Raw genomic sequence first — 24,521 nt, 5'->3', positions numbered from 1 at the left:
GTTCACCAGCAACGACTGGCAGTCGTTCCTGAAGGCGCACCGGATGGTGCCGAGCATGAGCCGTCGCGGGAACTGCCACGACAACGCCGTGGCCGAGAGTTTCTTCAGCGTCCTGAAGAAGGAGCGGATCAAGCGGCAGATCTACCCGACGCGAGCCACTGCTGCTTCGGACGTGTTCGACTACATCGAGATGTTCTACAACCCGATTCGCCGGCATGGTTCCGCTGGCGGCATGTCACCGGTAGAGTTCGAAAAGCGCTACGCGCAGAGCGGCGACTGAGTGTCTATGGAACTCTGGTCGGTCCACTGCTGCGTACCGCCAGCATTCCGTTCAAGATCGACAGCACCAGCGGTGCCCTGGCCGTGCCACAGGAACAACTGGGCCAGGCCAAGCTGGCACTGGCCGCCGCCGGCCTGCCGGCCAGCCAGGACAAGGGCTTCGAGATGATGCAGGGCGACCAGGGATTCGGCACCAGCCAGTTCGTGGAGAACGCCCGCTACCAGCACGCGCTGGAAACCGAACTGGCGCGCACCATCGGCCAGCTGCGGCCCGTGCGCGAGGCCCGCGTGCACCTGGCCCTGCCCAAACCCAGCGCGTTCACCCGGCAGAAGCAGCCGGCCAGCGCGTCGGTGGTATTGCAGATGCAGGCCGGCAGCGCACTGGAAGCGGGCCAGGTGGACGCGATCTTGCACCTGGTGGCCTCCAGCATCCCCGACCTGGCCCCGGACCGCGTCACCGTCGTCGACCAGTTCGGCCGCATGCTGTCCAACCCCGACCCGGACAGCGAGGCCGCCCGCGGCGCCAAGCAGTTCGACCAGCAGCGCCGCCAGGAAGCGGTGTACGTGCAGCGCATCCAGGCGTTGCTGGAGCCGATGACCGGCCCCGGCCGCGTCAGCGCCCAGGTCAGCGTCGACATGGACTTCTCCCAGACCGAAGAGGCCCGCGAGATCTACGGGCAGGACCCGGCGCGCGTGCGCAGCGAGCAGATTTCCGAAAACGGGCGTCTGGCGGCCGCGCCGACGGCTGCGGCGCAGGGCGTGCCCGGCAGCGCCAGCAACACACCGGACCCGGCGGGCACCACGCCGGTGTCGGTGCCGGCGGCGACGGCGGCCACGCCCGCCGCCGACGGTGGCGCCACCTCGCGTACGGCGGTGCGCAACTACGAGCTTGACCGTACCCTGACCCATACCCGCCAGGCCACGGGCCGCATTCGCCGGGTGACCGCGGCAGTGCTGGTCGACAACCTCCCGGGCGCGGCCAGCAGCGGCAAGCCGACCACGCGCGCGCTCAACGCGGGCGAACTGGCCCGGATCCAGACCCTGGTGCAACAGGCGATCGGTTTCGACGCGGCCCGCGGCGACGCCGTTTCGGTAGTCAACGCACCGTTCGCGGGGGCGCCGCAGGCCGAACCGCAAGCCGCTCCGCTGTGGGAAAAGCCCGGTGCGCGCGACCTGTTGCGCACCGTGCTGGGCGGCCTGGCCGTGCTGCTGGTGATCTGGGTGGTGCTGCGCCCGGCCTTCCGCCAGTTGCTGGCGCCCAAGCCGCATTACACCGTCGCCACCGTGGTCGATGAGCCGATGCCGCTGCAGGCGCCGGAACCGACCCGCACCCGCGACCCGGAGGCGGCACGCAAGGCCGCCAGCTTCGAGGAGAAGCTGGATGTGGCGCGCACCGCCGTGAACACCGACCCCAAGCGCGTGGCGCAGGTGGTCCGCGACCTGGTCGAATCCGATGGCTGATACCTCCCAGACCGCCAACCTGACCGGCGTGCAACGCGCCGCCATCGTCCTGCTCTCGCTTGGCGAGCAGCAGGCGGCGGAAGTGCTCAAGCACATGGGTGCCAAGGAAGTGCAGAAGCTGGGCGTGGCCATGACCTCGGTCGGCGGCGTCTCGCGCGATGCAGTGCTCAGCGTCTTCGATGACTTCGTCGACGTGTTGGAACAACCCGGCGGCCTGGGACCCGGCGCCGACGAATACGTGCGCGCGGTGCTGGTGCAGGCGCTGGGCGAAGACCGCGCCAGCAGCCTGATCGACCGCATCCTGCTGGGCCGCAACACGTCCGGCCTGGACACGCTGAAGTGGATGGAGCCGCGCGCGGTGGCGGACCTGGTGCGCAACGAGCACCCGCAGATCATCGCCATCGTGCTGTCGCACCTGGACCCCGACCAGGCCGCGGAAACGCTGAAGTGCCTGGGCGAGCGCGTGCGCCCCGACGTGCTGCTGCGCATCGCCACGCTGGACGGCATCCCGCCGCACGCGTTGAACGAGCTCAACGACGTGATGACCCGCCAGTTCGCCGGCGCGCAGAACATCAAGTCCTCCACCATTGGCGGGGTCAAGGTGGCGGCCAACATCCTCAACTTCATGGACGGCGGCCAGGACGAGGCAATCCTGGGCGACATCCACCGGCTGGACGAAACGCTCAGCGTGCAGCTGCGCGATTTGATGTTCGTCTTCGACAACCTGGCCGAGATCGACGACCGCGCGATGCAGACCGTGTTGCGCGACGTGCCCACCGACCGCCTGGCCATCGCCCTGCGCGGCGCCGACGGCAAGGTGCGCGACAAGATCACCTCCAACATGTCGCAACGCGCCGCCGAAATGCTGCTCGAGGACATCGAGGTGCGCGGTCCGGTGCGCCTGGCCGAGGTCGAAGCCGCGCAGAAGGAAATCCTGACGATCGTGCGGCGCATGGCTGAAACCGGCGCCATCCAGCTCACCGCCAAGGCGGAGGCCTTCGTATGAACGCCGCCACCGCAGTGCGCTGGCATGCCCCGGGGCTGGCAACGGTGGCCGCGGCCAACGCGCCGGCCCCACTGCCCAGCGTGCAGGAACTGCAGGCGCTGGAAGAGGCCGCGCGCGAAGAGGGCTACCGCCGCGGGTTGGCCGAAGGCCATGCCGAGGGGCTGGCGTCCGGACAGGCCGAGGTGCGCCGCGTCGTGGCGCAGATCGAAGGCATCCTCGACGGCTTCACCCGACCGCTGGCGCGGCTGGACGGCGAGGTGGCCGATGCGCTGGGCCATCTGGCGGTGCGCGTGGCCGGCGTGTTGCTGGGCTGCACCTATATCGCCGACCCGACGCTGCTGGCCGACCTGGTGCGTGAAGCCCTGGATACCGTCGGCACGACCCAGCGCGAGGTGGAATTGCGCCTGCACCCCGACGACCTGGGCGTGCTGGCCCCGCACCTGGCGGGCCTGAGCGGCGTGCGCCTGACCAACGACAGCGGGCTGGCGCGCGGCGAGCTGCGCCTGCACAGCGAAGGCCTGCGCGTGGACGGCACCCTGCAGGCACGCCTGCAGAGCTGCCTGGATTCAATGCTGGAAAAGGTGGTCGGAGGCGCGGCATGACGACCGTGGCCGCCGACCGCTGGGAAGCCGCACGCCAGCTGCGCCTGGCGGCGCAACTGGACGCAATGCAGCCGGCCCCGCCCGCCTTGGGCCTGGCCCGCGAGGGCGTGCTTCGCCGCGCCGTCGGACTGACCCTGGAAGCCACCGGCTGCAGCGCGCCGCTGGGTTCGCGGGTACAGGTGGAGATTTCCGGCGGCCGCTGGATCGATTCGGAAGTGGTCGGCTTCTCCGGCGACCGCACCTTCCTCATGCCCACCGCCGACATCGCCGGCCTGCTGCCCAATGCCCGCGTGGTGGGCGCCCGGCAGCATGGCGAAGTGGCCGTGGGCGATGGCCTGCTGGGCCGTGTCATCGACAGCGATGGCGTGCCCCTGGACGGCCGCGGCCCACTGCGCGCCGAACACTGGGTCGGCCTGGCCGGCGCGGCGATCAACCCGCTCACGCGCGAACCGATCACCCGCTCGCTGGACGTGGGCGTGCGCGCGATCAATGCCCTGCTGCCGATCGGCCGCGGCCAGCGCGTGGGCCTGTTCGCCGGCTCCGGCGTGGGCAAGTCCACCCTGCTGGGCATGATGACCCGCTTCACCGCCGCCGACGTGATCGTGGTCGGCCTGATCGGCGAGCGCGGCCGCGAAGTGCGCGACTTCGTCGAGGCCACGCTGGGCGAGGAAGGCCTGCGCCGCGCCGTGGTGGTGGCCGCGCCGGCCGACCGCCCGCCGCTGGCCCGCCTGCACGGCGCCCTGCGCGCCACCGCCATCGCCGAGTGGTACCGCGACCAAGGGCTGCATGTATTGTTGCTGATGGATTCGCTGACGCGTTTTGCCCAGGCGCAGCGCGAGATCGGCCTGTCGGTGGGCGAGCCGCCGACCACCCGCGGCTACCCGCCGTCGGTGTTCGCCAAGCTGCCGGCGCTGGTGGAGCGTGCGGGCAACGGCGCGGCGGGCCTCGGCTCGATCACCGCGTTCTACACAGTGCTGACCGAGGGCGACGACCAGCAGGAGCCGATCGCCGACGCCGCACGCGCCATCCTTGACGGCCACATCGTGCTCACCCGCCGCATCGCCGATGCCGGCCAGTACCCGGCCATCGACGTGGAAGTCTCGGTCAGCCGCGTGATGCAGGACATCACCGACGCGCCGTGGCGCGAGCGCATCCGCAAGCTCAAGCGGCTGATGGCCGCGTACAACACGCAGCGCGACCTCATCGCCATCGGCGCCTACCAGCGCGGCAACGACCCGGTGGTGGACGAAGCGCTGGCGCGCTGGCCGGCGATCCTCGATTTCCTCGGCCAGGACGTGGACGAGGCGGCCGACGTGGCCGCCAGCCGCGACGCCCTGGCACGGCTGCTGGACGATGGTCCGGCCGCCTCCTTCCCCTTGAACGCACCGGAACGCTGACATGCGCTCGCAACGCCTGAATCCCCTGCTCAAAGTGGTGCAAGAACGCCAGGACTCGGTGGCCCGCGAACTGGCCGAGCGCGATCGCGCGCTGGCCGAGCAGCAGGCCCGGCTGGATGCGCTGCAGCGCTACGCCGCCGAATACGCCACCCCGACCGCGACGGTGACCCACCCCGCCCTGTTGGCCAACCGGCTGGCGTTCCGCGAACGGCTGGATGCGGCGGTGGTCGAACAGAGCCGCGTGGTCGACCACAGCCGGTTGAGTTGCGATGTCGAACGCGCACGGCTGATGCTGGCCAGCCGCGACACCCATGTGCTGGAGAAGCTGGCCGCAAGTTACCGTGCCGAGGAAGTTCGCCACGGCGAGCGTCTCGGGCAGCGCGAGCTGGACGACCTGGGCGCGCGCCGTGCGCGCGAGCGCCTGGCCGCCGACGCGGAGCCGGAGGCATGATGGGGTCGGCCGTGGCCACCGCCGCCAGTGCGCCGCAAACAGTGGCGATGCCGGATGCGGCGGGATCGCGCGGCGCGGCCGCGTCGGTCGATGCCGAGAGCGGAGGATCCCCATCGTCGTTCGAGCGCCTGATGGAGCCGACCGACACGACGACGTCCGCCACGCCCACCCCCACAGCCCCCTCCACGGACCCCCGCGACGGGGCCGCGGAGACGGTTACAGCCGATCACGCCGCACCGGATCCGGGGCAACTGCTGGCCCTGTTGTCGCAGGCCGCCGTCACCGCGACCGGCGTGGCCGCGCCGGCGACCGCAGCGGCAGCGCCCGGGACCACCGGCGCCGTTGCCGGCTTGGCGCTGACGGCCGGGGCCAGGCCGTCCGCCGTCGGGACATCCGCCGCGACGGCAGGCTTCGGTGCGGCGCTGGGTGCTGCCGGCGCGCTTCCGGCCACGACGGGCAGCGCGGCAGAGGCCGTGGCCCCGCCGTTTGGACTGGCCGCAATGGGCGACCTGCCCGGCGACGGCCCGTTGGCGACCGCGCAAGGCCGGGCCAACGCCACTTCGACGATGGCCACGCAGACCGCGGCCGGCAGCGCCCCGGGGCGCGACGGTCCGGCGACCATGCCACCCGGCATGACCGTCTTGCCCGCCCCGTCCGCCAACACCGCCAGTGCCGCGCTGCCGCCCGCCGTGGCCGACCTGGTCACCTTGGCCGTGGCCACCGACGCGGCGACACCCACCGACGCCGCCAACGCCGGCGACCCGACACCGGCCACGCCCGCATGGCTGGGCGCCGCCGCGCCGGTATCGGCCACCTCCCACGCTTCCGCCACCAGTGCCCCGCCGCCCGCGCTGGCCATGCCGGCCGACCCGAACGCCGGTTTTGACGACGGCCTGGGCACCCACGTGACCTGGATGGCCGCGCACGGCATGGGCGAGGCGCGCATTCGCATCAATCCGGACCATCTCGGCACCATTGACCTGGTGCTGAACATCGACGGCCAGCGCATCAGCGCCGAGTTCCAGTCGACACATGCCGATGTCCGCCAAGCCCTGGAAGGGGGGCTGTCGCGCCTGCGCGACCAGTTGGCCCAGCACGGCCTGCAGCTGGTGCAGGCCCAGGTCGGCGATGGCGGCGATTCGCGCCGCTCCCCGCGCGGCGACGCCCCTCCGACGCAGGGCGGTGACGCCCACGAGCCGGGCCAAGCGCCCACGGCGACCGGCGCCCCGGGCCCGCAGCCACGCCGCGCGCGTCTGCTCGATACCTACGCCTGACGGCCGCCCGCTGCGGCCGTCAAAACCCCGGCACCGAGTCGGCCGGACATCCGGCACGGGTCTTGCTTGTGAACGGGAAACCGACACGAGACCCGACACGTGGCCGACCCCACCGCCAACGCTGCCCCCGCCCCTGCCCCCGCCAAACCCAGGCGCCGCCCCAGGCGCACGGTCGTCTGGATCCTGCTCGCCCTGCTACTGGCCGGCGCGGCAGCCGGTGGCTACGTCTGGTGGCAACAGGCGCAGGCCGTGGCCGCGATCTCCAACGGGAAAGGCAAGGGCAAGGGCAAGGTGGTCAACAAGGCACCGGCGCTGTACCACGCCCTGGAGCCGGCGTTCGTGGTCAACCTCAGCGACGAGGACGCCGTCCGCTACATGCAGGCGGACGTGCAGATCATGACCCGCGATCCGGCCACGCTGGCCGCCATCCAACAGCACACTCCCGCCCTGCGCAACCGCCTGTTGCTGCTCTTCAGCCAGCAATCGGCCGTGCAGCTGCGCCAGCGCTCGGCCAAGGAGCGGTTGCAGGAGCAGGCACTGGAGGAAACCCGCCAGTTGCTGCGCCTTGAGCAGGCGGCGGCCAAGGTCGACGCGGTGTTCTTCACCAGCCTGGTTACCCAGTAAGGCGACACGCGCATGAGCGACCTGCTTTCCCAGGACGAAATCGATGCCCTGCTGCACGGCGTGGACAGTGGCGTGGTGGAGACCGAGCCGCCGGCCGCGCCGGGCGAGGCCCGCAGCTACGACTTCGCCAGCCAGGACCGCATCGTCCGCGGCCGCCTGCCGACGCTGGAAATGATCAACGAACGCTTCGCCCGTACCTGGCGCATCGGCCTGTTCAACCTGTTGCGGCGCTCGGCCGACCTGTCCGTGCGCGGCATCGACCTGATGCGCTTCGGCGAGTACATGCATTCGCTGCAGGTGCCGACCAACCTCAACCTGGTCAAGATGAAGCCGCTGCGCGGCACCGCCATCGTGATGTACGAACCGCGGCTGGTGTTCACCGTGGTGGACAACTTCTTCGGCGGCATGGGCAAGTACCCGGCCAAGATCGAGGGTCGCGAATTCACCCCGACCGAGATGCGGGTGATCCAGTTGCTGCTGAAGCAGACCTTCGCCGACCTGGTCGAGGCGTGGGCACCGGTGATGCCGGTGGAATTCGAGTACCTCAATTCCGAGGTCAACCCGCACTTCGCCAACATCATCAGCCCGCGCGAATACATCGTGGTCAGCCGCTTCCATGTGGAACTGGACGGCGGCGGCGGCGAGTTCCACGTGTCGCTCCCGTACTCGATGCTGGAGCCGATCCGCGAACTGCTGGACGCGGGCGTGCAAAGCGACCGCATCGAGAAGGACGAAAGCTGGGTGATCGCGCTGCGCCAGCAGCTGCAGGACGCCCAGGTCGAACTGAGCAGCGCGCTGGCGCAACGGCAGATCAGCCTGCGCGAACTGAGCCAGCTGAAAGTCGGCGACATCATCCCGATCGAGCTGTCTGACATCGTCGCCCTGCAGGTCGAGCAGATGCCGCTGTTCAGCGGCGAGTTCGGCATCCACAACGGCCGCAACGCCGTGAAGATCACCCAGGTGCACGCGCCGCGCGCCACCTCCACCCTCGAACACCTCGCGAGCACGCCATGAACAACGACGCCAGCGCCCTGCGCGCCGCATTCGACCCGCTCAGTGCCGATGCCGGCACGGGCGGCGAACTCAACCTCGACGTGATCCTGGACGTACCGGTGTCGCTGTCGCTGGAAGTGGGGCGCGCGCGCATCCCGATCCGCAACCTGCTGCAACTCAACCAGGGCTCGGTGGTCGAGCTCGAGCGTGGCGCAGGCGAACCGCTGGACGTGTACGTCAACGGCACGCTGATCGCACACGGCGAAGTGGTGGTGGTCAATGATCGCTTTGGCGTGCGCCTGACCGACGTGGTCAGCCCGGCCGAACGCATCAAGCGCCTGCGCTGACGCCATGCAGGCCACCACGCCCGCCGCCTCCGCACCGTCGGCCGCCGCGCCCGGCGTGACGGCCGCCGCGACTGAACCTGCCGTGGCTGAAACCGCCGTGGCTGAAACCGTCGCGCCGGCCATGACCGGCGTTGCAACGGCGCCACCCGCCGCACGCACCCAAACCACGGTGCAGGTGCCCGATCGCCCCGCCGCCAGCGCGCCGAGCAACGCCGGCACCGCCGCCAGTGCCGTGTTGGCCCTGCTGCTGGTGGTCGGCCTGATCCTGCTGCTGGCGTGGCTGGCCAAGCGCATGCCCGGGCTGACCGGCACCACCCACCCCGGCCTTCGCGTGCTGGGGTCGGTGGCGTTGGGGCCGCGCGACCGCGTGGTGCTGGTGGAAGTGGGTCAGACCCAGTTGCTGGTCGGGGTGGGCGCGGGTGGGCCGCGGACGCTGCACACCCTCGACACGCCATTGGCCGCACCCGCGCCAGCGACCCCGTCTCCCTTCGCGCAGGTGCTTGCGCAGCATTTCAGGAAGCGCGCATGAGCCGCTGGTTGTATTCGTTGATGGCACCGTTGCTGGCGCTGACACTGCTGGTGGCACTGGCCTGGCCAGGTGCGGCAGGCGCCCAGGCACAGGGGCCGGCCGCCACGCCGCCGGCCGCGGCGGCGACGCCGGCCAACCCCGCCACCGCGTTACCATCGCCCGCCAACGCACCCGCGGCGGCCCCGGCGCCGTCGCCGCTCTCCACGCCGTTGCCGGCGGTCACCGTGGGCCGCGTGGGCGGCGAGCCGGTGAGCATGCCGATGCAGGTGCTGCTGCTGATGACCAGCATCACCCTGCTGCCGGCGGCGCTGCTGGGCCTGACCGCCTTCACCCGGATCATCATCGTGCTCGGCCTGCTGCGCCAGGCGCTGGGCACCGGACAGACCCCGTCCAACCAGATCCTGCTGGCGCTGGCGCTGTTCCTCACTTTCATGATCATGACGCCGGTGTTCGAGCAATCCTGGACCACGGGCATCGCGCCGTACCTGGACAAGCAGATGGACTTCAAGGCCGCGTGGGCCGCCGCGTCCGAGCCGTTCCGCGGCTTCATGCTGGCGCAGGTGCGCGAGAAGGACCTGATGACCTTCGCCGGGCTGTCCAACAGCGGCCCGTTCGCCACGCCACAGGACGTGCCGTTCAGCGTGCTGGCCGCGTCGTTCCTCACCAGCGAACTGAAGACCGCGTTCGAGATCGCCTTCCTGATCTACATCCCGTTCGTGATCATCGACCTGGTCGTGGCCAGCGTGCTGATGTCGATGGGCATGATGATGATGTCGCCGATGCTGGTGTCGGCGCCGTTCAAGATCCTGCTGTTCGTGCTGGTGGACGGCTGGGTGCTGGTCGTCGGCTCGCTGGCCGCCAGTTTCAACATGGGCTGACGACATGACGCCCGAGACCGCACTCACCGAGATCGCGCGCGGCCTGCAGATGGCGCTGCTGCTGGGCGCACCGCTGCTGCTGGCGGTGCTGGTGGTCGGCGTGGTGGTGGGCGTGCTGCAGGCCGCCACCCAGATCAACGAGCCGACCATCGCCTTCGTCGCCAAGGCCGTGGCCATGGTGGCCACGCTGGCACTGGTCGGCCACTTCCTGCTGGGCCGGCTGGTGGCCTTCACCACCGAGTTGTACCAGCGCATTCCGCACCTGATCGGCTGAGCGCATGGATCCGGTGACCGCGACCACCGTCGACGGGCTCAACCTGTTCGGCATGCTGGGCACCGTGCTGTGGCACGCACTGCGCATCGGCGCGGCGCTGCAGGTGATGCCCATGCTGGGCGGCCGCAGCCTGCCGGCACGCGCGCGCCTGATCGTGATGCTGGCGCTGGCCGGCGCGCTGTCCCCGGTGTTGCCGACGCCGCCGACCGCAGCGGTGGATGCCGCCACCGTACTGTCGGTGATGCGCGAGTTCGCGGTGGGCGTGGCGATGGGCCTGATGCTGCGCATCGCCTTCGAGGCCGGGCAGATTGCCGGCGAGCTGGTGTCGCAGGGCATGGCACTGTCGTTCGCCACGCTGGCCGACCCGCTCAGCGGCGCCTCGTCGCCGGTGCTGTCGCAGTGGTTCTACCTGGCCTTCGGCCTGCTGTTCTTCGCCATCGACGGGCATCTGGCGCTGGTGCAACTGCTGCTGGACAGCTACCGCCACCTGCCGATCGGCACGGCGCTGCCCGACCCGGCCGCGCTGGCCTCGGCGGTGCCCACGTTCTTCGGCACCGCGTTGCGCACCGGACTGCTGCTGGCGCTGCCGGTGACGATGGCGTTGCTGGCCGTCAACCTGGCGTTCGGCGTGCTGTCGCGCGCCGCGGCGGCCCTCAACCCGATCCAGATCGGCATCCCTGTGTCGTTGCTGGTGGGCCTGTTGTTGCTGGGCGTGCTGTTCCGCGAACTGCAGGCACCGGTGCAACACCTGTTCGACGCGGCGTTCGATGCCGCGCGCGGCGTGACGGGCTGACCGCATGTCCGAAGAACAGAGCCAGGAAGACCGCACCGAACAGCCAACAGAAAAACGGCTGCGCGAGGCCCGCGAGAAAGGCCAGGTACCGCGCTCGCGCGAGTTGTCCAACGTCGCCGTACTGGGCGCCGGCACGCTGGCGCTGATGGTCACCGGGCCGATGGCGGCCCGGCGCGCGCACGACTGGATGCGCGGCGCGTTCGCCTTCGACCCGGCCCTGCTCGATCGCCCCGACCGCCTGCTGGGCCACTTCGGCCACCTCACGCTGCAACTGGTGGTGGCGGTGCTGCCAGTGCTGCTGGTGGCGCTGCTGGCGTGCTTCATCGCACCCGCGGTGATGGGCGGGCTGCGCTTCAGCGGGCAATCGCTGCAGCCGCAGTTCAACCGGCTCAACCCGATGGCCGGGCTGAAGCGCATGTATGGCGGCGAAGGCCTGGTCGAACTGGTGCGTTCGCTGTTGCGCGTGGCCCTGGTGGGCGGCGCTGGCGCGCTGGCCATGCTGGCGGTGATGCCGCGCCTGCTGCGGATTCCGACGATGGACCTGGCCGTGGCCGCGGGCGTGGGCGTGGAGGCCGCGTTCACCATCCTGCTGTGGACGGTGGGCGCCATGGGGCTGCTGGCGCTGGCGGACGTGCCGTGGCAGCGCTTCCAGCACATCAGGAAATTGCGCATGACCAAGCAGGAACTGCGCGACGAGTTCAAGCAGACCGAGGGCAATCCCGAGGTCAAGGGGCGCATGCGCCAGGTGGCGCGCGCCATGGCCCAGCGCCGGATGATGGAGGCGGTGCCCAGCGCCGACGTGGTGGTGGTCAATCCGACCCACTACGCGGTGGCGCTGAAGTACGACGCCGACAAGATGCGCGCCCCGCGCGTGGTCGCCATGGGCGTGGACGAAATAGCCCTGCGCATCCGCGAAGTGGCGGGCAAGCACCGCATCGCCCTGGTCGAGGCGCCGCCTCTGGCACGCGCCTTGTATGGACAGGCGAAAGTGGACCAGGAGATACCGGTGAACCTCTACGCTGCCGTCGCCCAGGTGCTGACCTACGTGTACCAGTTGCGCCGCTGGCACCCCGCCCATGGGCCAATGCCCACGCTGGGCGCGGTCGCCGTGGAACCCACCCCCGCCCCGCCGGCTGACGGGAACCCGTCACGGTGAGCGGCACGGGGCTTCCCGCCGTCGGCACATTGACGTCGGCGGTGCGCAGTGGCGCGGCGGCACCGGTCGTGGTGCTGGCCATGCTGGCGATGGTGGTGGTGCCGCTGCCGCCGCTGATGCTGGACGCGTTGTTCACCATCAACATCGCGCTGTCGCTGGTGGTGCTGCTGGCGGTGGTCTACGTCAAGCGCCCACTGGAGTTTTCCGTGTTCCCCAGCGTGCTGCTGATGGTCACGCTGCTGCGGCTGGGGCTGAACGTGGCCTCCACCCGCGTGGTGCTGCTGTACGGCCACGAGGGCCCTGCCGCGGCCGGCCACGTCATCGAGTCCTTCGGCCAGTTCGTGATCGGCGGCAACTATGCGGTGGGCCTGGTGGTGTTCGCCATCCTGACCATCATCAATTTCGTGGTCGTGACCAAGGGCGCCGGGCGCATCGCCGAAGTGTCGGCGCGCTTCATCCTGGACGCGTTGCCCGGCAAGCAGATGGCCATCGACGCCGACCTCAACGCCGGCCTGCTTACCCGCGAGGAGGCCAAGGCCCGCCGCGAGGAAGTGCGCGAGGAAGCCGACTTCTACGGCGCGATGGACGGTTCCAGCAAATTCGTGCGCGGCGATGCCATCGCCGGGCTGCTGATCATGGCCATCAACCTGATCGGCGGCATGCTGATCGGCATGCTGCAACACGACCTGAGCTTTGCCGACGCGGCCCAGACCTACTCGCTGCTGGCCATCGGCGATGGCCTGGTCGCGCAGTTGCCGGCGCTGCTGGTGTCCACCGCGGTGGCCATGCTGGTCACCCGCGCCACCCGCGAACAGGAGATGGGCGCGGCGGTGTCCAACCAGGTGTTCGGGCAGCAGCGCGCGCTGATCGTCGGCGCGGCGCTGATGGGCCTGATCGGCCTGGTCCCGGGCATGCCGAACGTGCCGTTCCTGCTGCTGGCGGTGGGCATGGGCTACGCCGCCTGGCGCATACGGGGCTCCGACCTCCCCGAGGCCCAGGCGGAAGCCGCGGCCGGGGCGGCGGCACCGTCGCAGGCCGTCGCGGAGCTGTCGTGGGACGAGATCCGCCCGGTCGAGCCGCTGGCGCTGGAAGTGGGCTACCGGCTCATCGCCATGGTCGACAAACAGCAGGGCGGCGAATTGCTGGCGCGGCTCAAGGGCGTGCGCCGCAAGCTCACGCAGGACCTGGGCTTCCTGATCCCGGCGGTGCATGTGCGCGACAACCTGGCGCTGGCGCCGGGCCAGTACCGGCTGCTGGTGCACGGCGTGCCGGTGGCCCAGGGCGACGTCCACCCCGACCGTGAGATGGCGCTGGACCCTGGGCAGGTGTTCGGCCCCTTGGACGGCCTGCCGGGCAAGGATCCGGCCTTCGGCCTGGACGCGGTCTGGATCATGCCCAGCCAGCACGCCCACGCCGAATCGCTCGGCTACACCGTGGTCGACGCCTCCTCGGTGATCGCCACCCACCTGTCGCACGTGGTGCGCGAACGCGCCTCGGAACTGCTGGGCCACGAGGAAGTGCAGCAGTTGCTGGCCAGCGTCGGCCGGTCGACGCCGAAGCTCGTCGAGGATTTGACGCCCAAGCTGCTGCCGCTCTCGGTGGTGGTGCGGGTACTGCAGTCGCTGCTGGCCGAACGGGTGCCCCTGCGACAGATGCGCCAGGTCGTGGAAGCCCTGCTGGAACACGGTGCGATGACCCAGGACCCGGCCCTGCTGACCGCGGCGGTGCGTACGGCGCTGGGCCGCTTCATCGTGCAGGAGCTCAACGGCATGGCGCCCGAGCTGCCCGTCTATACCTTGGCGCCGGCTTTGGAACGGCTCTTGCAGGAGTCGGTCAACGGCCAAGGGGCCGCACTGGAACCGGGACTTGCCGAACGCCTCCACCAGAACCTCAGCGACTGCGTCGGCCAGCAGGAAAGCCGCGGCGAGCCCGCGGTGCTGCTGGTCCCGGCCAACCTGCGGCCAACCCTGGCAAGGCTGGTGCGGCACAGCGTCCCCGCGCTCTCGGTGCTGGCCTACAACGAAGTGCCGGAAGACAAACGCTTGCGGCTGGTCGGTGCGGTGGGCTGACGCCCGCCCCATCGCCCGCCTGGCGACTGATGCGAACCGGGGGCCAGCCACCGGCACCCACTGGAGAACGATGTGAGAATCAAGCGTTTCATCGCCCCCGATATTCGCAGTGCGTTGCGGATGGTCCGCGACGAACAGGGTGCCGAGGCGGTGATCCTGTCCAATCGCACCACGGTTGACGGCATCGAGATCGTTGCCGCCACCGATTACGACGAGACGCTGGTACAGCAGGCACTGCGCACCGCCACCAGCGGCGAGCCCGCCACCGAGGGTACTGCTGCGCGGCCTGCGGCCCCCGCAGGTGAAGCCGCGGCGCAAGCGACGTTCGAACCGGCCCCGGCGGCGTTTCGCGCCCGCGGCGAGAGCGTGTCCTGGTCGGCCCGCGCCGAGGCGGTGGCACGCGAGCCCGCCCTGGCCTCCGCCGAGCGCGGACAGGCCGCCACGCGGCGCGCGGTGTTCCAGATCGATGAGCGTCCGACGCTCGAGTCCCGCTACGAGCTGACGCAGGCCGACCAAGCCCAGGCCATGCCGCTCGTGCCCACCGCCACGGCGGCGGTGGCGACCCAGGAGCCCCCGATGGCGGAAGCCACCGGCTCCCGTGAGTCCGCGGCTCCGAGCCGTTTCGAGATGATGATGGCGGCGCTGACCCACCAGTACGTGGCGGCTCCGGCACCTGCCGCCGAACCACCCCCCGCGCAACCGAGCGCGGCCGTGACCACATCGGACTTTGACACGCAGATCGCGCCCCCGACCGCTGCCGACACCGCGCCCGCCGGACCGCTGGCCGCTGGCGCCCCGTCGACGGAACCGTGCGTCGCAAGCAGCATCGAACCCGCCTGCGGCGACCCGGTGCCGGCCACGGACAGCGCACCGGCCCTGCAGACCGTGCCCAACGCCGCCATTGCCGAGCCCGCCATGGCCGCCATGCGCGAAGAACTCGGCCTGATGCGACGGATGATCGAGCGCGAGCTCGGCCAGATGGCGGGCGAACGCCTGCGCGGCTCGGCGTCGCGCGCCCTTGCCATGGACCTGTTGCTGGACTACGGCTGCACCCAGTCGCTGGCCCAGGCCGTGGCCGAACGCATCGACCCCGACCTCGACCCTGCCCGCGTCCCGCCGGTGATGCTCGCCGCCCTGGCCCAGATGCTCCCGGTGCAGCGCGACGAACCCCTCGAAACTGGCGGCATCATCGCCCTGGTGGGGCCGACCGGCGCGGGCAAGACCACCACCACGGCCAAGCTGGCCGCCCGCTTTGCCGCCCGCCACCGCGCCCGCGACGTGGCCCTGGTCACCACCGATCACCACCGCACCGGCGCGCGCGAGCAGCTGCAGGGCTTCGGCCGCCGCCTGGGCATCACCGTCTGCGAGGCAGCCGGCCCCGAGTCGCTGTCCGACACGCTGCAACAACTGGCCGACTACCCGCTGGTGCTGGTCGATACCGCCGGGTACGCCGGCCGCGACCGGGCACTGGGCAGCCAACTGGCCTGGCTGCGCACCACCCGCAACCTGCGCAGCCTGCTGGTGCTGCCGGCCAACGGCAACCCGCTGGACCTGGCCGACATCGTGCGTCGCTACCGCGGGCTGCGCCCGGAGGCCGCGGTGCTCACCAAGATCGATGAAACCGGACGCCTCGGTGCCGCCCTTTCGGTGCTGTTGGAGCACGAACTGCGCGTGGCCTACACCAGCCACGGCCAGCAGGTGCCGACCGACCTGGAACCCGCCGACGCGTCCCGCCTGGTCCTGCGACTGGAGAAACTGCGTCGTGCGGCCGATAACCCCCTGGTGAACGAGGACCGCCATGCCATCGCGTGATTTCCCCACCCCCCAGACCGGTCCGGTCACCCAGGGCGTGCCCGCCCCGGTGCGCGTGATTGCGGTGGCCAGTGGCAAGGGCGGCGTAGGCAAGACCAGCGTCTCGATCAACCTGTCGGTAGCGCTGGCCCAGCGCGGCCAGCGGGTACTGCTTCTGGACACCGACCTGGGCATGGCCAACGTCGACGTGATGCTGGGCCTGTCGCCCCGTTTCACCCTGGCCGACCTCGTGGCCGGCCGTTGCGAGCTGACCGACACGCTGATGGAAGGCCCCGATGGGCTGCTGGTGATCCCGGCCTCGTCCGGCAAGCGGTACATGACCGAACTCAGCCAGCAACAGCACGTCGGGTTGGTGCATGCGATCTCGCAGCTGCAGGAACACGTGGACGTGATGGTGGTGGACAACGCCGCCGGCATCGCCGACAGCGTGCTGACCTTCTGCCAGGCCGCGCAGGACGTGGTGGTGGTGGTCTGCGACGACCCGGCCTCGGTCACCGACGCCTACGCCCTGGTCAAGGTGCTCAACCGCGAACGCGGCGTGGAACGCGTGCAGGTGCTCGCCAACCAGGTGCACAACGACATCGAGGGGCGCCAGCTGTTCGACAAGCTGGAACGGGTGACCGCGCGCTTCCTCGACGTGACCATGGTCTACCTCGGCTGCGTGCCGCGCGACCCCTGGTTGCGCCAGGCGGTGCAGCGGCAGGAGCCGGTGGTCCGCGCCTACCCCTCGTCCCCGTCCGCGCTCGCCTTCCGTGACCTCGCCTCGCGGGTCAACCGCTGGGATGCCCCGGCCGGCCCCCGCGGCCACCTGGAATTCTTCGTCGAACGCCTGGTAGCCGCGCCGAGGAGGGCCACCGCGTGAACGCCGCCGTCGCCCACTACCGGGCCCACCAGACCCCCAGCCCTGCCGCACTGGTCGAGCGCCACTCCGAACTGGTCCGGCGCATCGCGCACCACCTGGCCGCTCGACTGCCGGCCAGCGTCGAACTCGACGACCTGGTCCAGGCCGGCATGCTCGGCCTGATCGAAGCCTCGCGCAACTTCCAGTCCGACCAGGGCGCCACCTTCGAGACCTATGCCTCGATCCGCATCCGCGGCGCGATGATCGACGAGATCCGTCGCGGCGACTGGGTGCCGCGCTCGGTGCACCGCAGCTACCGAAGCATCGTCGCCGCCACCCGCGAGGTGGAACAGCGGCTGGGTCGCGCCGCCAGCGCCCAGGAGATCGCGCAGGCGCTGGAAGTGCCGCTGGCCGAGTACCACCACATGCTGGAAGATGCCGCGCGCGGCCAACTGGTCAGCCTGGAGGCGCACGCCGAAGAGCACGATGGCGAGCCGCGGATCGCAGCCGCCGCCGGCGCCACCCCGGCGCGCGAGTTCATGCAGGGCGCGTTCCGCTCCGCGCTGGGCGACGCCATCGGCCAGCTGCCCGAGCGCGAGCAACTGGTGCTCTCGCTCTACTACGAGCAGGAAATGAACCTGCGCGAAATCGGCGCCGTGCTCTCCGTCAGCGAGTCGCGCGTGTGCCAGATCCACGGCCAGGCCGTGCTTCGCCTCCGCGCCCGCCTCGGCGACTGGGGCCGCGAGGACACGCTTGCCGGCGAACCCACCTGATCCCCCTCCCTAGCGAGCGTCACAGCACCATGGACAAGAACCTGCGCATCCTCATCGTCGACGACTTCTCCACCATGCGGCGGATCGTCAAGAACCTGCTCAACGACCTCGGGTTCTTCAACACGACCGAGGCCGACGACGGCACCACCGCGCTGGCCGAACTGCGGCGTGCGCCGTTCGACCTGGTGATCACCGACTGGAACATGCCCGGCATGCCCGGCATCGACCTGCTCAAGGCGATCCGTGCCGACGACACGCTCAAGGCCATCCCGGTGCTTCTGGTCACCGCGGAGGCCAAGCGCGAGCAGATCATCGAAGCCGCCCAGGCCGGCGTGAACGGCTACGTCATCAAGCCCTTCACCGCGGCCACGCTGGGCGACAAGCTGGCCAAGATCTTCGAGCGCATCGGGGCAACCGCATGAACCACACTCCCGGCACCGGCGAACGCCAGCACGTGATCGACCGGCTGCACGACGCGTTGAGCGCGCTGGAGCGCGACGACAACGACGCCTGGCGCAGCAACGTCGATGCGCTGATCGAATGGCGCACGCAACCGCTGGTGCAGGGCCTGGCGCGCCTGGCGCGCGAACTCGACCAGGCGCTGGGCGAGGCGCCCGTGGCAGGCAACCGTGCCGGCGGCTCGCTGCCCGAGGCGTGCGCGCGCCTGGAACACGTGGTGGAGCTCACCGAGAGCGCCAGCATGCGCACGCTGGACCTGATCCAGGAATGCACCACGTTGCTGGCCACGCTGCCGCAGGCCGAAGCCGCGCACGCGACCACCGCCGCGGCCGTCCGCAGCCGCCTGTCGGAGATCACCGCGGCGCAGGGGTACCAGGACCTCACCGGGCAGATCATCCTGCGCGTGGTGAAGCTGGTGCGCGCCGTGCACGAAGGCCTGGGCGAATACCGTGCCTCCGACAGCGATGCCCTGCACCTGTCGTCGCGCGGCAGCGGCCCGGCCGTCGCGGGGCTCGACCCCGCCCCGGCGAGCCAGGATGACGCCAACCAGTTGCTGTCTTCATTGGGGCTGTAAGACATGAGCGGGCTCGCCTCCGACATCTGCGCCGACTTCCTCGTCGAGGCGCGCGAGATCCTGGACCAACTCGGCGAGCAGATGGTCGAACTGGAACGCGCGCCCGCCGACCGCGAGTGCCTCAACGCGGTGTTCCGCGGCTTCCACACCATCAAGGGCGGCGCGGGCTTCCTCGACTTCGCCTCCATGGTCGCGATCTGCCACGCGGTCGAGGACCGGCTCAACGCCGCCCGCACCGGTGAAGTGCCGTTGGATGCGGCGGCCTTCGACCATGCGCAGCAGTCCCTCGACCTGCTCGTCGAGATGATCGACGACATCAACCACGGCGCGCCGCTGCCGGAAGCGCCGCAGACCCTGTTGTCGAGCCTGCGCGCCGGCCTTGGCGCGCCCCACCCGGCAGCGCCGGTACCGGTCGCGGCGCCCGTGGCGGCCGCCCCGCCATCGATCCCCGATTCGATCGACGACCTGGATTTCGAAGCACTGCTGGACAGCCTGCATGGCGCCGGCGGCATTCCTGGTGCGCCAGCCGCACCAGCCACACCGGCCACACCGGCCGCGGCGACCACGGCGCCAGTGCCGGCGCCCGCGCCTGCACCGGCGCAGCCCGCCGCACGCCCTGATGCGTCGGCGCGCCCGCGCGCCACCGAAGGCGGCGACGCCACCGTGCGCGTGGACGTGCGGCGCCTGGACTCGATGGTCGACCTGGTCGGCGAACTGGTGCTTGCGCGCAACCGCCTGAAGACCCTGCGCCCCCAACTGCGCGATGAAGCGCTCGACCGCGCCGTCACCGCGCTGGATGCGGCCACCTCGCGCCTGCAGGCGGCGGTGATGACCGTGCGCATGCAGCCGGTCGGCCGCGTGTTCGCGCGCTTCCCCAAGCTGGCGCGCGACGTCGCCCGGCAACTGCAGAAGTCGGTGGAGCTGGAAGTGATCGGCGCCGACACCGAACTGGACCGCAACCTGGTCGAAGCGCTCGCCGACCCGCTGGTGCACCTGGTGCGCAACGCCATCGACCACGGAATCGAGGCGCCGGCCGTGCGCCGCGCCGCGGGCAAGCCGGAACAGGGCCGCGTGCTGCTGGTCGCGCAGCAGGAAGGCGACCACGTCACCATCGAAGTCGCGGACGACGGCGCGGGCATCAACCCCGAGAACGTGCGCGACAGCGCCGTGCGCAAGGGCCTGGTCGATGCCAGCGCCGCCGCACGCATGTCCAACGAGGAATGCCTGCAGCTGCTGTTCCTGCCGGGCTTTTCCACCCGCACCGAGATCAGCGACCTCTCCGGCCGCGGCGTCGGCATGGACGTGGTGCAGTCCAAGCTGCGCGAGCTCAGCGGCCAGGTGCAGATCTACTCGGAAGTGGGCCGCGGCAGCCGCTTCGTGATCCGCGTGCCGCTCACCCTGGCGATCCTGCCCACGCTGCTGGTGGAGATCGGTGACGATGTCTATGCGCTACCGCTGGTGCGCGTCGTGGAAGTGTTGCCGCACACGCCGGGCGCGACCACGCAGTTGGACAGCCAACCGATGCTCGACCTGCGCGAGCGCCCACTGCCCGTGCTTTCGCTGCGCGGCTGGCTGGGCATCGGCGACCCGGAGCGACGCGAACGCACCGCGGTGGTGCTGCAGTCGGGCGAGCTGAATTTCTGCCTGCTCGTGGACCGCGTGCGCGGTCGCGAGGAAGTGGTGATCAAGGCGCTTCCGCGCACCCTGCGCGGACTGGCCGGATATGCCGGCGCAAGCCTCGTGGGCGATGGCCGCATGGCCCTTATCCTCGATGTCGATGGCCTGTACGACAGCGGCGTGCGCCGCTCAAGTCCACGCGCGCTGGACCGTTAATCCGGTCAATGGACAGACTCAGCATTATCGGCATCACGCTTGCCATCGGCTCGCTGCTGGGTGGCAGCATCCTGAAGGGCGCCGGATTGGCGGCCCTGTGGTCGCCGGCTGCGTTCGTGATCGTGATCCTCGGCACGGTGGCGGCATCGCTGCTGCAGACGCCGATGGTCACCTTCAAGCGCGCAATGGCGATCGCGCGCTGGGTCGTGCGTCCGCCCACGCGGGACAACGCCGCGACCATCACGCGCATGGTGGAATGGAGCAACATCGCCCGACGCCAGGGCCTGCTCGGGCTGGAGCCCGAAATCGAGAAGCAGGACGATCCGTTCCTGCGCAAGGGCCTGCAGATGGTGGTTGACGGGCTGGAGCCCGAATCGATCCGGCAGATGCTCGAGATCGAACTCTACGGCCAGTCCAAGCGCGACCTCGACGCGGCCAAGGTCTATGAAGGCATGGGCATCTACGCCCCGACGCTCGGCATCATCGGCGCGGTGCTGGGCCTGATCGCGGTGATGAAGAACCTGGCCGACCCCAGCAAGCTGGGCCACGGCATCGCCGCGGCATTCACCGCCACCATCTACGGCATCGGCTCGGCCAACCTGGCGCTGTTGCCGATGGCCTCCAAGCTCAAGGGCATCGTCCACGACCGCACCCAGGAGCGGGAAATGATGGTCGAGGGCCTCATCGCCATCGCGCAGGGCGAGAATCCGCGCAACATCGAGTCGCGCCTCAGCGGCTTCGTGCTGTGACCGGGAGACGCATCGCATGGGTTCCCGGCACAAACGCCACCAGCACGAAGAGCACGCCAGCCACGAAGCCTGGGCCATTCCCTACGGCGACCTGCTGACCTTGCTGCTGGCCTTCTTCGTGGTGATGTACGCCATTTCCTCGATCAACGAAGGCAAGTACCGCGTGCTCTCCGATGCGCTGTCGTCGGCCTTCGGCGGGCCGCCACGTACCATCTCGCCGATCCAGCTGGGCCACACCCAGCTGCGCGGCTCGTCGTTCGACCGCCCATCGCTGCAGACGCCCGGCACGCGCGCCGGCCCGTCCTCTGCCAGCCCCATCGCCTCGCCCAGCCGCCTGCAGGTGCTCGACCTGCCCACCTTCGCCGCCGTGTCCCGCATGCAGCAGGACGCCGCCGCCAGCGGGGCCACCGGCAAGCGCGTGGAGCTTGAGCGCCTGGGCACGCGCATCCGCCTGGCACTGCGGGAACTGGTGAAGTTGCGCCTGGTGAAGGTGCGCGAGAGCGAAACCTTCGTCGAAGTGGAAATCCAGAGCGACATCCTGTTCCAGAGCGGTTCGGCCGCACCCAGCGCAGTCGCCATCGCCACGGTGCGCGAACTGGCGGGCGTGCTCGCCCCCGAGCCCAACGCCGTGCGCGTGGAGGGCTATACCGACAACCTGCCCATCCGCAGCGTGCAGTTTCCGTCCAACTGGGAGCTGTCGGCGGCGCGTGCCGCCAGCGTCACCCACGAGTTGATCGGCAATGGCGTGGTGCCGCACCGGCTGGCCGTGGTCGGCTACGGCGAGTACCAGCCAGTGGCGGACAACGCCACGCCGGAGGGACGCAATGCCAACCGGCGCGTGACGCTGGTGATCCTGGCCTCGCCACAAGGACCGGATACGCCCGACGCCACGACACCGGCCCCCTCGCCCACGCGCACCGCCGCGGCCGAAGCCGAAGCCGCCGACGCATCCGCGCCCCATCCACCGGAGGTCGGCTGACATGGAAATCTGGGCCATCGCAAACCAGAAAGGCGGCGTCGGCAAGACCACCACGTCGATCTGCCTGGCCCGCGGGTTGGCGGCGGCGGGCAAGCGCGTGCTGCTGCTCGACCTCGATCCGCATGCCTCCGCCACGCGTTCGTTTGGCGTGCCGGCCGAACCCACGCCCGCAGGCACGCACGAAGTGTTCCTCAGCGCCACCAACCTGCTGGTCAACCTGGCGCGCGGCACGGCCGTCGACGGCTTGCAGCTGGTCGCGGCGCAACCGGCGCTGGCCACGCTGGAGCGGCGCGGCGCCACGCAGCCCGGACTGGGACTGGCGCTGGGGCGCGCACTGCACGCCGCGCGCGGCAGTTACGACCACGTGCTGCTCGACTGCCCGCCGACGCTGGGCCTGCTGATGGTCAATGCCTTGGCCGCCGCGGATCGCCTGGTGATCCCCACCCAGACCGACCCACTGGCCCTGCATGGGCTGGCGGACATGCTGCGCACGGCGACGATGGTCGAGCGCTCGCGCCGGCGACCGCTGCCGCACTACATCCTGCCGACGCTGTACGACCGCCGCACACGCTCGGGCGTGCAGAGCCTGGACACCCTTCGCGACAGCCATGAACAGCGCATCTGGCCGGGCGCGGTGCCGACCGACACCAAGCTGCGCGACCCGGCCGTGATTACCGGCGCCGAAGAACTGCAGGGTCGCGGCGCCGAGGCGTACGCGAAGGCCCTCAACTGGATCCTCAACGTGGCCGATCGCCGCCGGGAGGCTGCATGAACGCCCAATGGGTAGACGAATACGTGGACATGCTGCTGGCACCCGAGGCCGCGCACGCGCCGGTTCCCGACAGCGCGCCGGCGGCGGCTGCGCCCGCCCCGGCGGCACCTGGGCCCGCGACCCACCACGGCGCGTCCGAGGCCCCCGTCGTGGAAGTCCCGATGCACATGCCCGAACCCTCCACGGCTGCCCAGCCGCGGGCCGAGACGCGCCCGGCGCCCTCGCCTGCGCCCACCCCGACGCGGACACCTGCGCACTCGCCCGCCGCTGTGCCGGCGCGGGCAGAACGCCCGGCCAACTCGCCCTATGTGGATCGTTCGTCTCCGTCGCTCCACGACGAGCGCGAGCGTCGCGCAGGCGGCGACCCGGCGGACAGCGGCGGCACCCGCTGGCTGCGCGTGTGCGTGGGCGGTGACAGTTACGCACTCGAACTCCTCCGCGTGCAGGAAGTCCTGCGCCCGGCGCCCATCGTGGCCATGCGCGGCACGCCGGCCTGGACGCTGGGGGTGATGAACCTGCGCGGCCGCATCGTTCCGGTGATCGACCTTGGGGCTTGGCTGGGCGGCCGCCCCGCCACGGCCAGCGAGACCACGCGCATCGTGGTGGTGGAGCGCGACGACGAGCTGATCGGCATCCTCGTCTCGATGGTCGAGGACGTGGTGACCTTGCAGCGCGAGCGTCGCCGCTCCGCCCCTGTGGGCCAGGCCGGCCCGACCCTGATCGAGGACGTGGCCCTGCTCACGCCCTCTCGCACCGAGTCCAGCCACGCCAATGCCGCGCGCGGCGCCACCGTCGGCGTCGCCCGCGTGGGAAGCGTGCCCACGGTCCTGCTGGAAGCATCGCGCCTGTTCGAGTGAGTGCGCGCGGCGGGCTAAAGATCCCGCCGCGCCCGCCGTTAGAGACAGTGAAAGTTTCCGACGGCTGCCCCAATGACCGCCCTGTCCCTGCCCGCCGACCTCGGCATCGAACACGTCTCAGGCCTGCAGCAACTGCTGTCGGCCCACGTCGATGATGCGCAGGCGCTTGAACTGGTTGCCTCCGATGTCCGCCGCGTGCATGCGGCGGGCGTGCAGTTGCTGCACGCATTCGCCTGCGAGCGTGCGCAGCACGGACACCCCACCCTTGTCACCCAGGCATCGCCGGTCCTGGTGGATGCGCTGCGCCTGCTTGGCCTGGCCGCATCCCTGGGTGTCGATGCCCCCTCAGATTCCACTGGAGACTCCGTGTGAGCGCGCAGCTTCTGATCGTCGACGATTCCACCTCCATGCGGCAGATGGTCGCATTCGCCCTCACCTCGGGCGGTTACCAGGTGCGCGAGGCCGAGGACGGCCAGGCCGCCCTCGACATTGCCCGCACCGCGCGCTTCGACGCCGTGGTGACCGACGTCAACATGCCGCGCATGGACGGTATCGAACTGATCCGCCAGCTGCGCCAGCTGCCCGACTACCGCTTCACTCCGCTGCTGATGCTCACCACCGAGTCGGCCGCCGACAAGAAGCAGGAAGGCCGCGCCGCCGGCGCCACCGGCTGGCTGGTCAAACCGTTCGACCCTGAGCAGCTGGTCGCCACCGTCCGCAAGGTGCTTGGCTGACGCCC

General features: G+C 70.6%; 28 protein-coding genes. All 28 read left to right on the top strand.

What is annotated here, in order from left to right:
* Positions 1–280 (top strand): IS3 family transposase (locus IP93_RS15680; protein WP_158636345.1); only part of this gene is annotated, 280 nt, incomplete at its 5' end.
* Positions 277–1,740 (top strand): flagellar basal-body MS-ring/collar protein FliF, encoded by a 1,464-nt coding sequence (fliF, locus tag IP93_RS15790; RefSeq protein ID WP_338419419.1) that lies wholly within the window; start codon positions 277–279, stop codon positions 1,738–1,740. The genes IP93_RS15680 and fliF, both read left to right, overlap by 4 nt.
* Positions 1,733–2,746, top strand: coding sequence for a flagellar motor switch protein FliG (gene fliG / locus IP93_RS13060; RefSeq protein WP_144816396.1), 1,014 nt, complete (start codon positions 1,733–1,735; stop codon positions 2,744–2,746). Before fliF ends, fliG begins: the two co-directional genes overlap by 8 nt.
* Positions 2,743–3,348 (top strand): FliH/SctL family protein, encoded by a 606-nt coding sequence (locus IP93_RS13055; protein WP_144816394.1) that lies wholly within the window; start codon positions 2,743–2,745, stop codon positions 3,346–3,348. The genes fliG and IP93_RS13055 overlap by 4 nt, the downstream gene beginning before the upstream one ends.
* Entirely contained in the window at positions 3,345–4,745 is a 1,401-nt protein-coding gene (locus IP93_RS13050; protein ID WP_144816392.1) for a FliI/YscN family ATPase, read from the top strand. Before IP93_RS13055 ends, IP93_RS13050 begins: the two co-directional genes overlap by 4 nt.
* Position 4,746: 1 nt before the next feature.
* Positions 4,747–5,196 (top strand): flagellar export protein FliJ, encoded by a 450-nt coding sequence (fliJ, locus tag IP93_RS13045; RefSeq protein WP_144816390.1) that lies wholly within the window; start codon positions 4,747–4,749, stop codon positions 5,194–5,196.
* On the top strand, positions 5,193–6,470 hold the full coding sequence (locus IP93_RS13040) for a flagellar hook-length control protein FliK (RefSeq protein ID WP_144816388.1): 1,278 nt from the start codon (positions 5,193–5,195) through the stop codon (positions 6,468–6,470). The genes fliJ and IP93_RS13040 overlap by 4 nt, the downstream gene beginning before the upstream one ends.
* A gap of 99 nt (positions 6,471–6,569) precedes the next feature.
* Entirely contained in the window at positions 6,570–7,094 is a 525-nt protein-coding gene (locus IP93_RS13035; RefSeq protein WP_144816386.1) for a flagellar basal body-associated FliL family protein, read from the top strand.
* Between the two features lie 12 nt (positions 7,095–7,106).
* Complete coding sequence (fliM, locus tag IP93_RS13030) at positions 7,107–8,108, top strand: flagellar motor switch protein FliM (RefSeq protein WP_144816384.1); 1,002 nt, start codon at positions 7,107–7,109, stop codon at positions 8,106–8,108.
* Positions 8,105–8,434, top strand: coding sequence for a flagellar motor switch protein FliN (gene fliN, locus IP93_RS13025; protein WP_144816382.1), 330 nt, complete (start codon positions 8,105–8,107; stop codon positions 8,432–8,434). Before fliM ends, fliN begins: the two co-directional genes overlap by 4 nt.
* A 4-nt stretch (positions 8,435–8,438) precedes the next feature.
* Positions 8,439–8,963, top strand: a complete 525-nt coding sequence (gene fliO, locus IP93_RS13020) for a flagellar biosynthetic protein FliO (protein WP_242006864.1) — start codon at positions 8,439–8,441, stop codon at positions 8,961–8,963.
* On the top strand, positions 8,960–9,841 hold the full coding sequence (fliP, locus tag IP93_RS13015) for a flagellar type III secretion system pore protein FliP (protein ID WP_144816380.1): 882 nt from the start codon (positions 8,960–8,962) through the stop codon (positions 9,839–9,841). The genes fliO and fliP overlap by 4 nt, the downstream gene beginning before the upstream one ends.
* A 4-nt stretch (positions 9,842–9,845) precedes the next feature.
* A complete protein-coding gene (locus tag IP93_RS13010) occupies positions 9,846–10,115 on the top strand; it encodes a flagellar biosynthetic protein FliQ (protein WP_144816379.1) in 270 nt (89 codons plus the stop codon).
* 4 nt (positions 10,116–10,119) lie between these two features.
* Positions 10,120–10,908: a flagellar biosynthetic protein FliR gene (gene fliR / locus IP93_RS13005; protein ID WP_144816377.1), complete on the top strand. Its 789-nt coding sequence runs from the start codon at positions 10,120–10,122 to the stop codon at positions 10,906–10,908.
* Between the two features lie 4 nt (positions 10,909–10,912).
* Positions 10,913–12,064, top strand: coding sequence for a flagellar biosynthesis protein FlhB (gene flhB / locus IP93_RS13000; protein WP_144816375.1), 1,152 nt, complete (start codon positions 10,913–10,915; stop codon positions 12,062–12,064).
* A gap of 80 nt (positions 12,065–12,144) precedes the next feature.
* A complete protein-coding gene (gene flhA, locus IP93_RS12995; protein WP_242006866.1) occupies positions 12,145–14,133 on the top strand; it encodes a flagellar biosynthesis protein FlhA in 1,989 nt (662 codons plus the stop codon).
* Between the two features lie 72 nt (positions 14,134–14,205).
* A complete protein-coding gene (gene flhF / locus IP93_RS12990; RefSeq protein ID WP_144816373.1) occupies positions 14,206–15,945 on the top strand; it encodes a flagellar biosynthesis GTPase FlhF in 1,740 nt (579 codons plus the stop codon).
* Entirely contained in the window at positions 15,932–16,807 is an 876-nt protein-coding gene (locus IP93_RS12985) for a MinD/ParA family protein (RefSeq protein ID WP_144816372.1), read from the top strand. Before flhF ends, IP93_RS12985 begins: the two co-directional genes overlap by 14 nt.
* Positions 16,804–17,559 (top strand): RNA polymerase sigma factor FliA, encoded by a 756-nt coding sequence (locus tag IP93_RS12980; RefSeq protein WP_144816370.1) that lies wholly within the window; start codon positions 16,804–16,806, stop codon positions 17,557–17,559. Before IP93_RS12985 ends, IP93_RS12980 begins: the two co-directional genes overlap by 4 nt.
* 29 nt (positions 17,560–17,588) lie before the next feature.
* A complete protein-coding gene (cheY, locus tag IP93_RS12975) occupies positions 17,589–17,981 on the top strand; it encodes a chemotaxis response regulator CheY (protein ID WP_144816368.1) in 393 nt (130 codons plus the stop codon).
* Positions 17,978–18,592, top strand: a complete 615-nt coding sequence (locus IP93_RS12970) for a protein phosphatase CheZ (protein WP_144816366.1) — start codon at positions 17,978–17,980, stop codon at positions 18,590–18,592. Before cheY ends, IP93_RS12970 begins: the two co-directional genes overlap by 4 nt.
* A 3-nt stretch (positions 18,593–18,595) precedes the next feature.
* Positions 18,596–20,425, top strand: coding sequence for a chemotaxis protein CheA (locus IP93_RS12965; RefSeq protein ID WP_144816364.1), 1,830 nt, complete (start codon positions 18,596–18,598; stop codon positions 20,423–20,425).
* Between the two features lie 8 nt (positions 20,426–20,433).
* Positions 20,434–21,174 carry a flagellar motor protein gene (locus tag IP93_RS12960; RefSeq protein ID WP_144816362.1) on the top strand — a complete coding sequence of 247 codons (741 nt, stop codon included), beginning with the start codon at positions 20,434–20,436 and terminating at the stop codon, positions 21,172–21,174.
* Between the two features lie 16 nt (positions 21,175–21,190).
* Positions 21,191–22,153, top strand: a complete 963-nt coding sequence (gene motD / locus IP93_RS12955; RefSeq protein ID WP_144816360.1) for a flagellar motor protein MotD — start codon at positions 21,191–21,193, stop codon at positions 22,151–22,153.
* Between the two features lies 1 nt (position 22,154).
* A complete protein-coding gene (locus tag IP93_RS12950) occupies positions 22,155–22,925 on the top strand; it encodes a ParA family protein (protein WP_144816358.1) in 771 nt (256 codons plus the stop codon).
* Complete coding sequence (locus tag IP93_RS12945) at positions 22,922–23,782, top strand: chemotaxis protein CheW (protein WP_144816356.1); 861 nt, start codon at positions 22,922–22,924, stop codon at positions 23,780–23,782. The genes IP93_RS12950 and IP93_RS12945 overlap by 4 nt, the downstream gene beginning before the upstream one ends.
* A 72-nt stretch (positions 23,783–23,854) precedes the next feature.
* Positions 23,855–24,154, top strand: coding sequence for an STAS domain-containing protein (locus IP93_RS12940; RefSeq protein ID WP_144816355.1), 300 nt, complete (start codon positions 23,855–23,857; stop codon positions 24,152–24,154).
* A complete protein-coding gene (locus IP93_RS12935) occupies positions 24,151–24,516 on the top strand; it encodes a response regulator (RefSeq protein WP_144816353.1) in 366 nt (121 codons plus the stop codon). The genes IP93_RS12940 and IP93_RS12935 overlap by 4 nt, the downstream gene beginning before the upstream one ends.
* Positions 24,517–24,521 lie beyond the last annotated feature (5 nt).

The organism is Aerolutibacter ruishenii (genome assembly GCF_007830115.1).
Lineage (GTDB): Bacteria > Pseudomonadota > Gammaproteobacteria > Xanthomonadales > Xanthomonadaceae > Aerolutibacter > Aerolutibacter ruishenii.
The sequence above is the reverse complement of the archived record's forward strand: the minus strand, read 5'-3'. Positions and strand labels throughout refer to the sequence as shown.

Bases quoted from the DNA above. Each gene is read 5' to 3' on its own strand.
- fliP (WP_144816380.1), top strand. From the start codon at position 8,960: ATGAGCCGCTGGTTGTATTCGTTGATGGCACCGTTGCTGGCGCTGACA.
- IP93_RS12960 (WP_144816362.1), top strand. From the start codon at position 20,434: ATGGACAGACTCAGCATTATCGGCATCACGCTTGCCATCGGCTCGCTG.
- IP93_RS12945 (WP_144816356.1), top strand. From the start codon at position 22,922: ATGAACGCCCAATGGGTAGACGAATACGTGGACATGCTGCTGGCACCC.
- IP93_RS12985 (WP_144816372.1), top strand. From the start codon at position 15,932: ATGCCATCGCGTGATTTCCCCACCCCCCAGACCGGTCCGGTCACCCAG.
- flhA (WP_242006866.1), top strand. From the start codon at position 12,145: ATGCTGGCGATGGTGGTGGTGCCGCTGCCGCCGCTGATGCTGGACGCG.
- IP93_RS12965 (WP_144816364.1), top strand. From the start codon at position 18,596: ATGAGCGGGCTCGCCTCCGACATCTGCGCCGACTTCCTCGTCGAGGCG.
- fliG (WP_144816396.1), top strand. From the start codon at position 1,733: ATGGCTGATACCTCCCAGACCGCCAACCTGACCGGCGTGCAACGCGCC.
- fliJ (WP_144816390.1), top strand. From the start codon at position 4,747: ATGCGCTCGCAACGCCTGAATCCCCTGCTCAAAGTGGTGCAAGAACGC.
- IP93_RS12950 (WP_144816358.1), top strand. From the start codon at position 22,155: ATGGAAATCTGGGCCATCGCAAACCAGAAAGGCGGCGTCGGCAAGACC.
- IP93_RS13010 (WP_144816379.1), top strand. From the start codon at position 9,846: ATGACGCCCGAGACCGCACTCACCGAGATCGCGCGCGGCCTGCAGATG.
- flhB (WP_144816375.1), top strand. From the start codon at position 10,913: ATGTCCGAAGAACAGAGCCAGGAAGACCGCACCGAACAGCCAACAGAA.
- IP93_RS13040 (WP_144816388.1), top strand. From the start codon at position 5,193: ATGATGGGGTCGGCCGTGGCCACCGCCGCCAGTGCGCCGCAAACAGTG.
- motD (WP_144816360.1), top strand. From the start codon at position 21,191: ATGGGTTCCCGGCACAAACGCCACCAGCACGAAGAGCACGCCAGCCAC.
- IP93_RS13055 (WP_144816394.1), top strand. From the start codon at position 2,743: ATGAACGCCGCCACCGCAGTGCGCTGGCATGCCCCGGGGCTGGCAACG.
- IP93_RS12940 (WP_144816355.1), top strand. From the start codon at position 23,855: ATGACCGCCCTGTCCCTGCCCGCCGACCTCGGCATCGAACACGTCTCA.
- IP93_RS12970 (WP_144816366.1), top strand. From the start codon at position 17,978: ATGAACCACACTCCCGGCACCGGCGAACGCCAGCACGTGATCGACCGG.
- fliM (WP_144816384.1), top strand. From the start codon at position 7,107: ATGAGCGACCTGCTTTCCCAGGACGAAATCGATGCCCTGCTGCACGGC.
- fliN (WP_144816382.1), top strand. From the start codon at position 8,105: ATGAACAACGACGCCAGCGCCCTGCGCGCCGCATTCGACCCGCTCAGT.
- fliO (WP_242006864.1), top strand. From the start codon at position 8,439: ATGCAGGCCACCACGCCCGCCGCCTCCGCACCGTCGGCCGCCGCGCCC.
- fliR (WP_144816377.1), top strand. From the start codon at position 10,120: ATGGATCCGGTGACCGCGACCACCGTCGACGGGCTCAACCTGTTCGGC.
- IP93_RS13050 (WP_144816392.1), top strand. From the start codon at position 3,345: ATGACGACCGTGGCCGCCGACCGCTGGGAAGCCGCACGCCAGCTGCGC.
- cheY (WP_144816368.1), top strand. From the start codon at position 17,589: ATGGACAAGAACCTGCGCATCCTCATCGTCGACGACTTCTCCACCATG.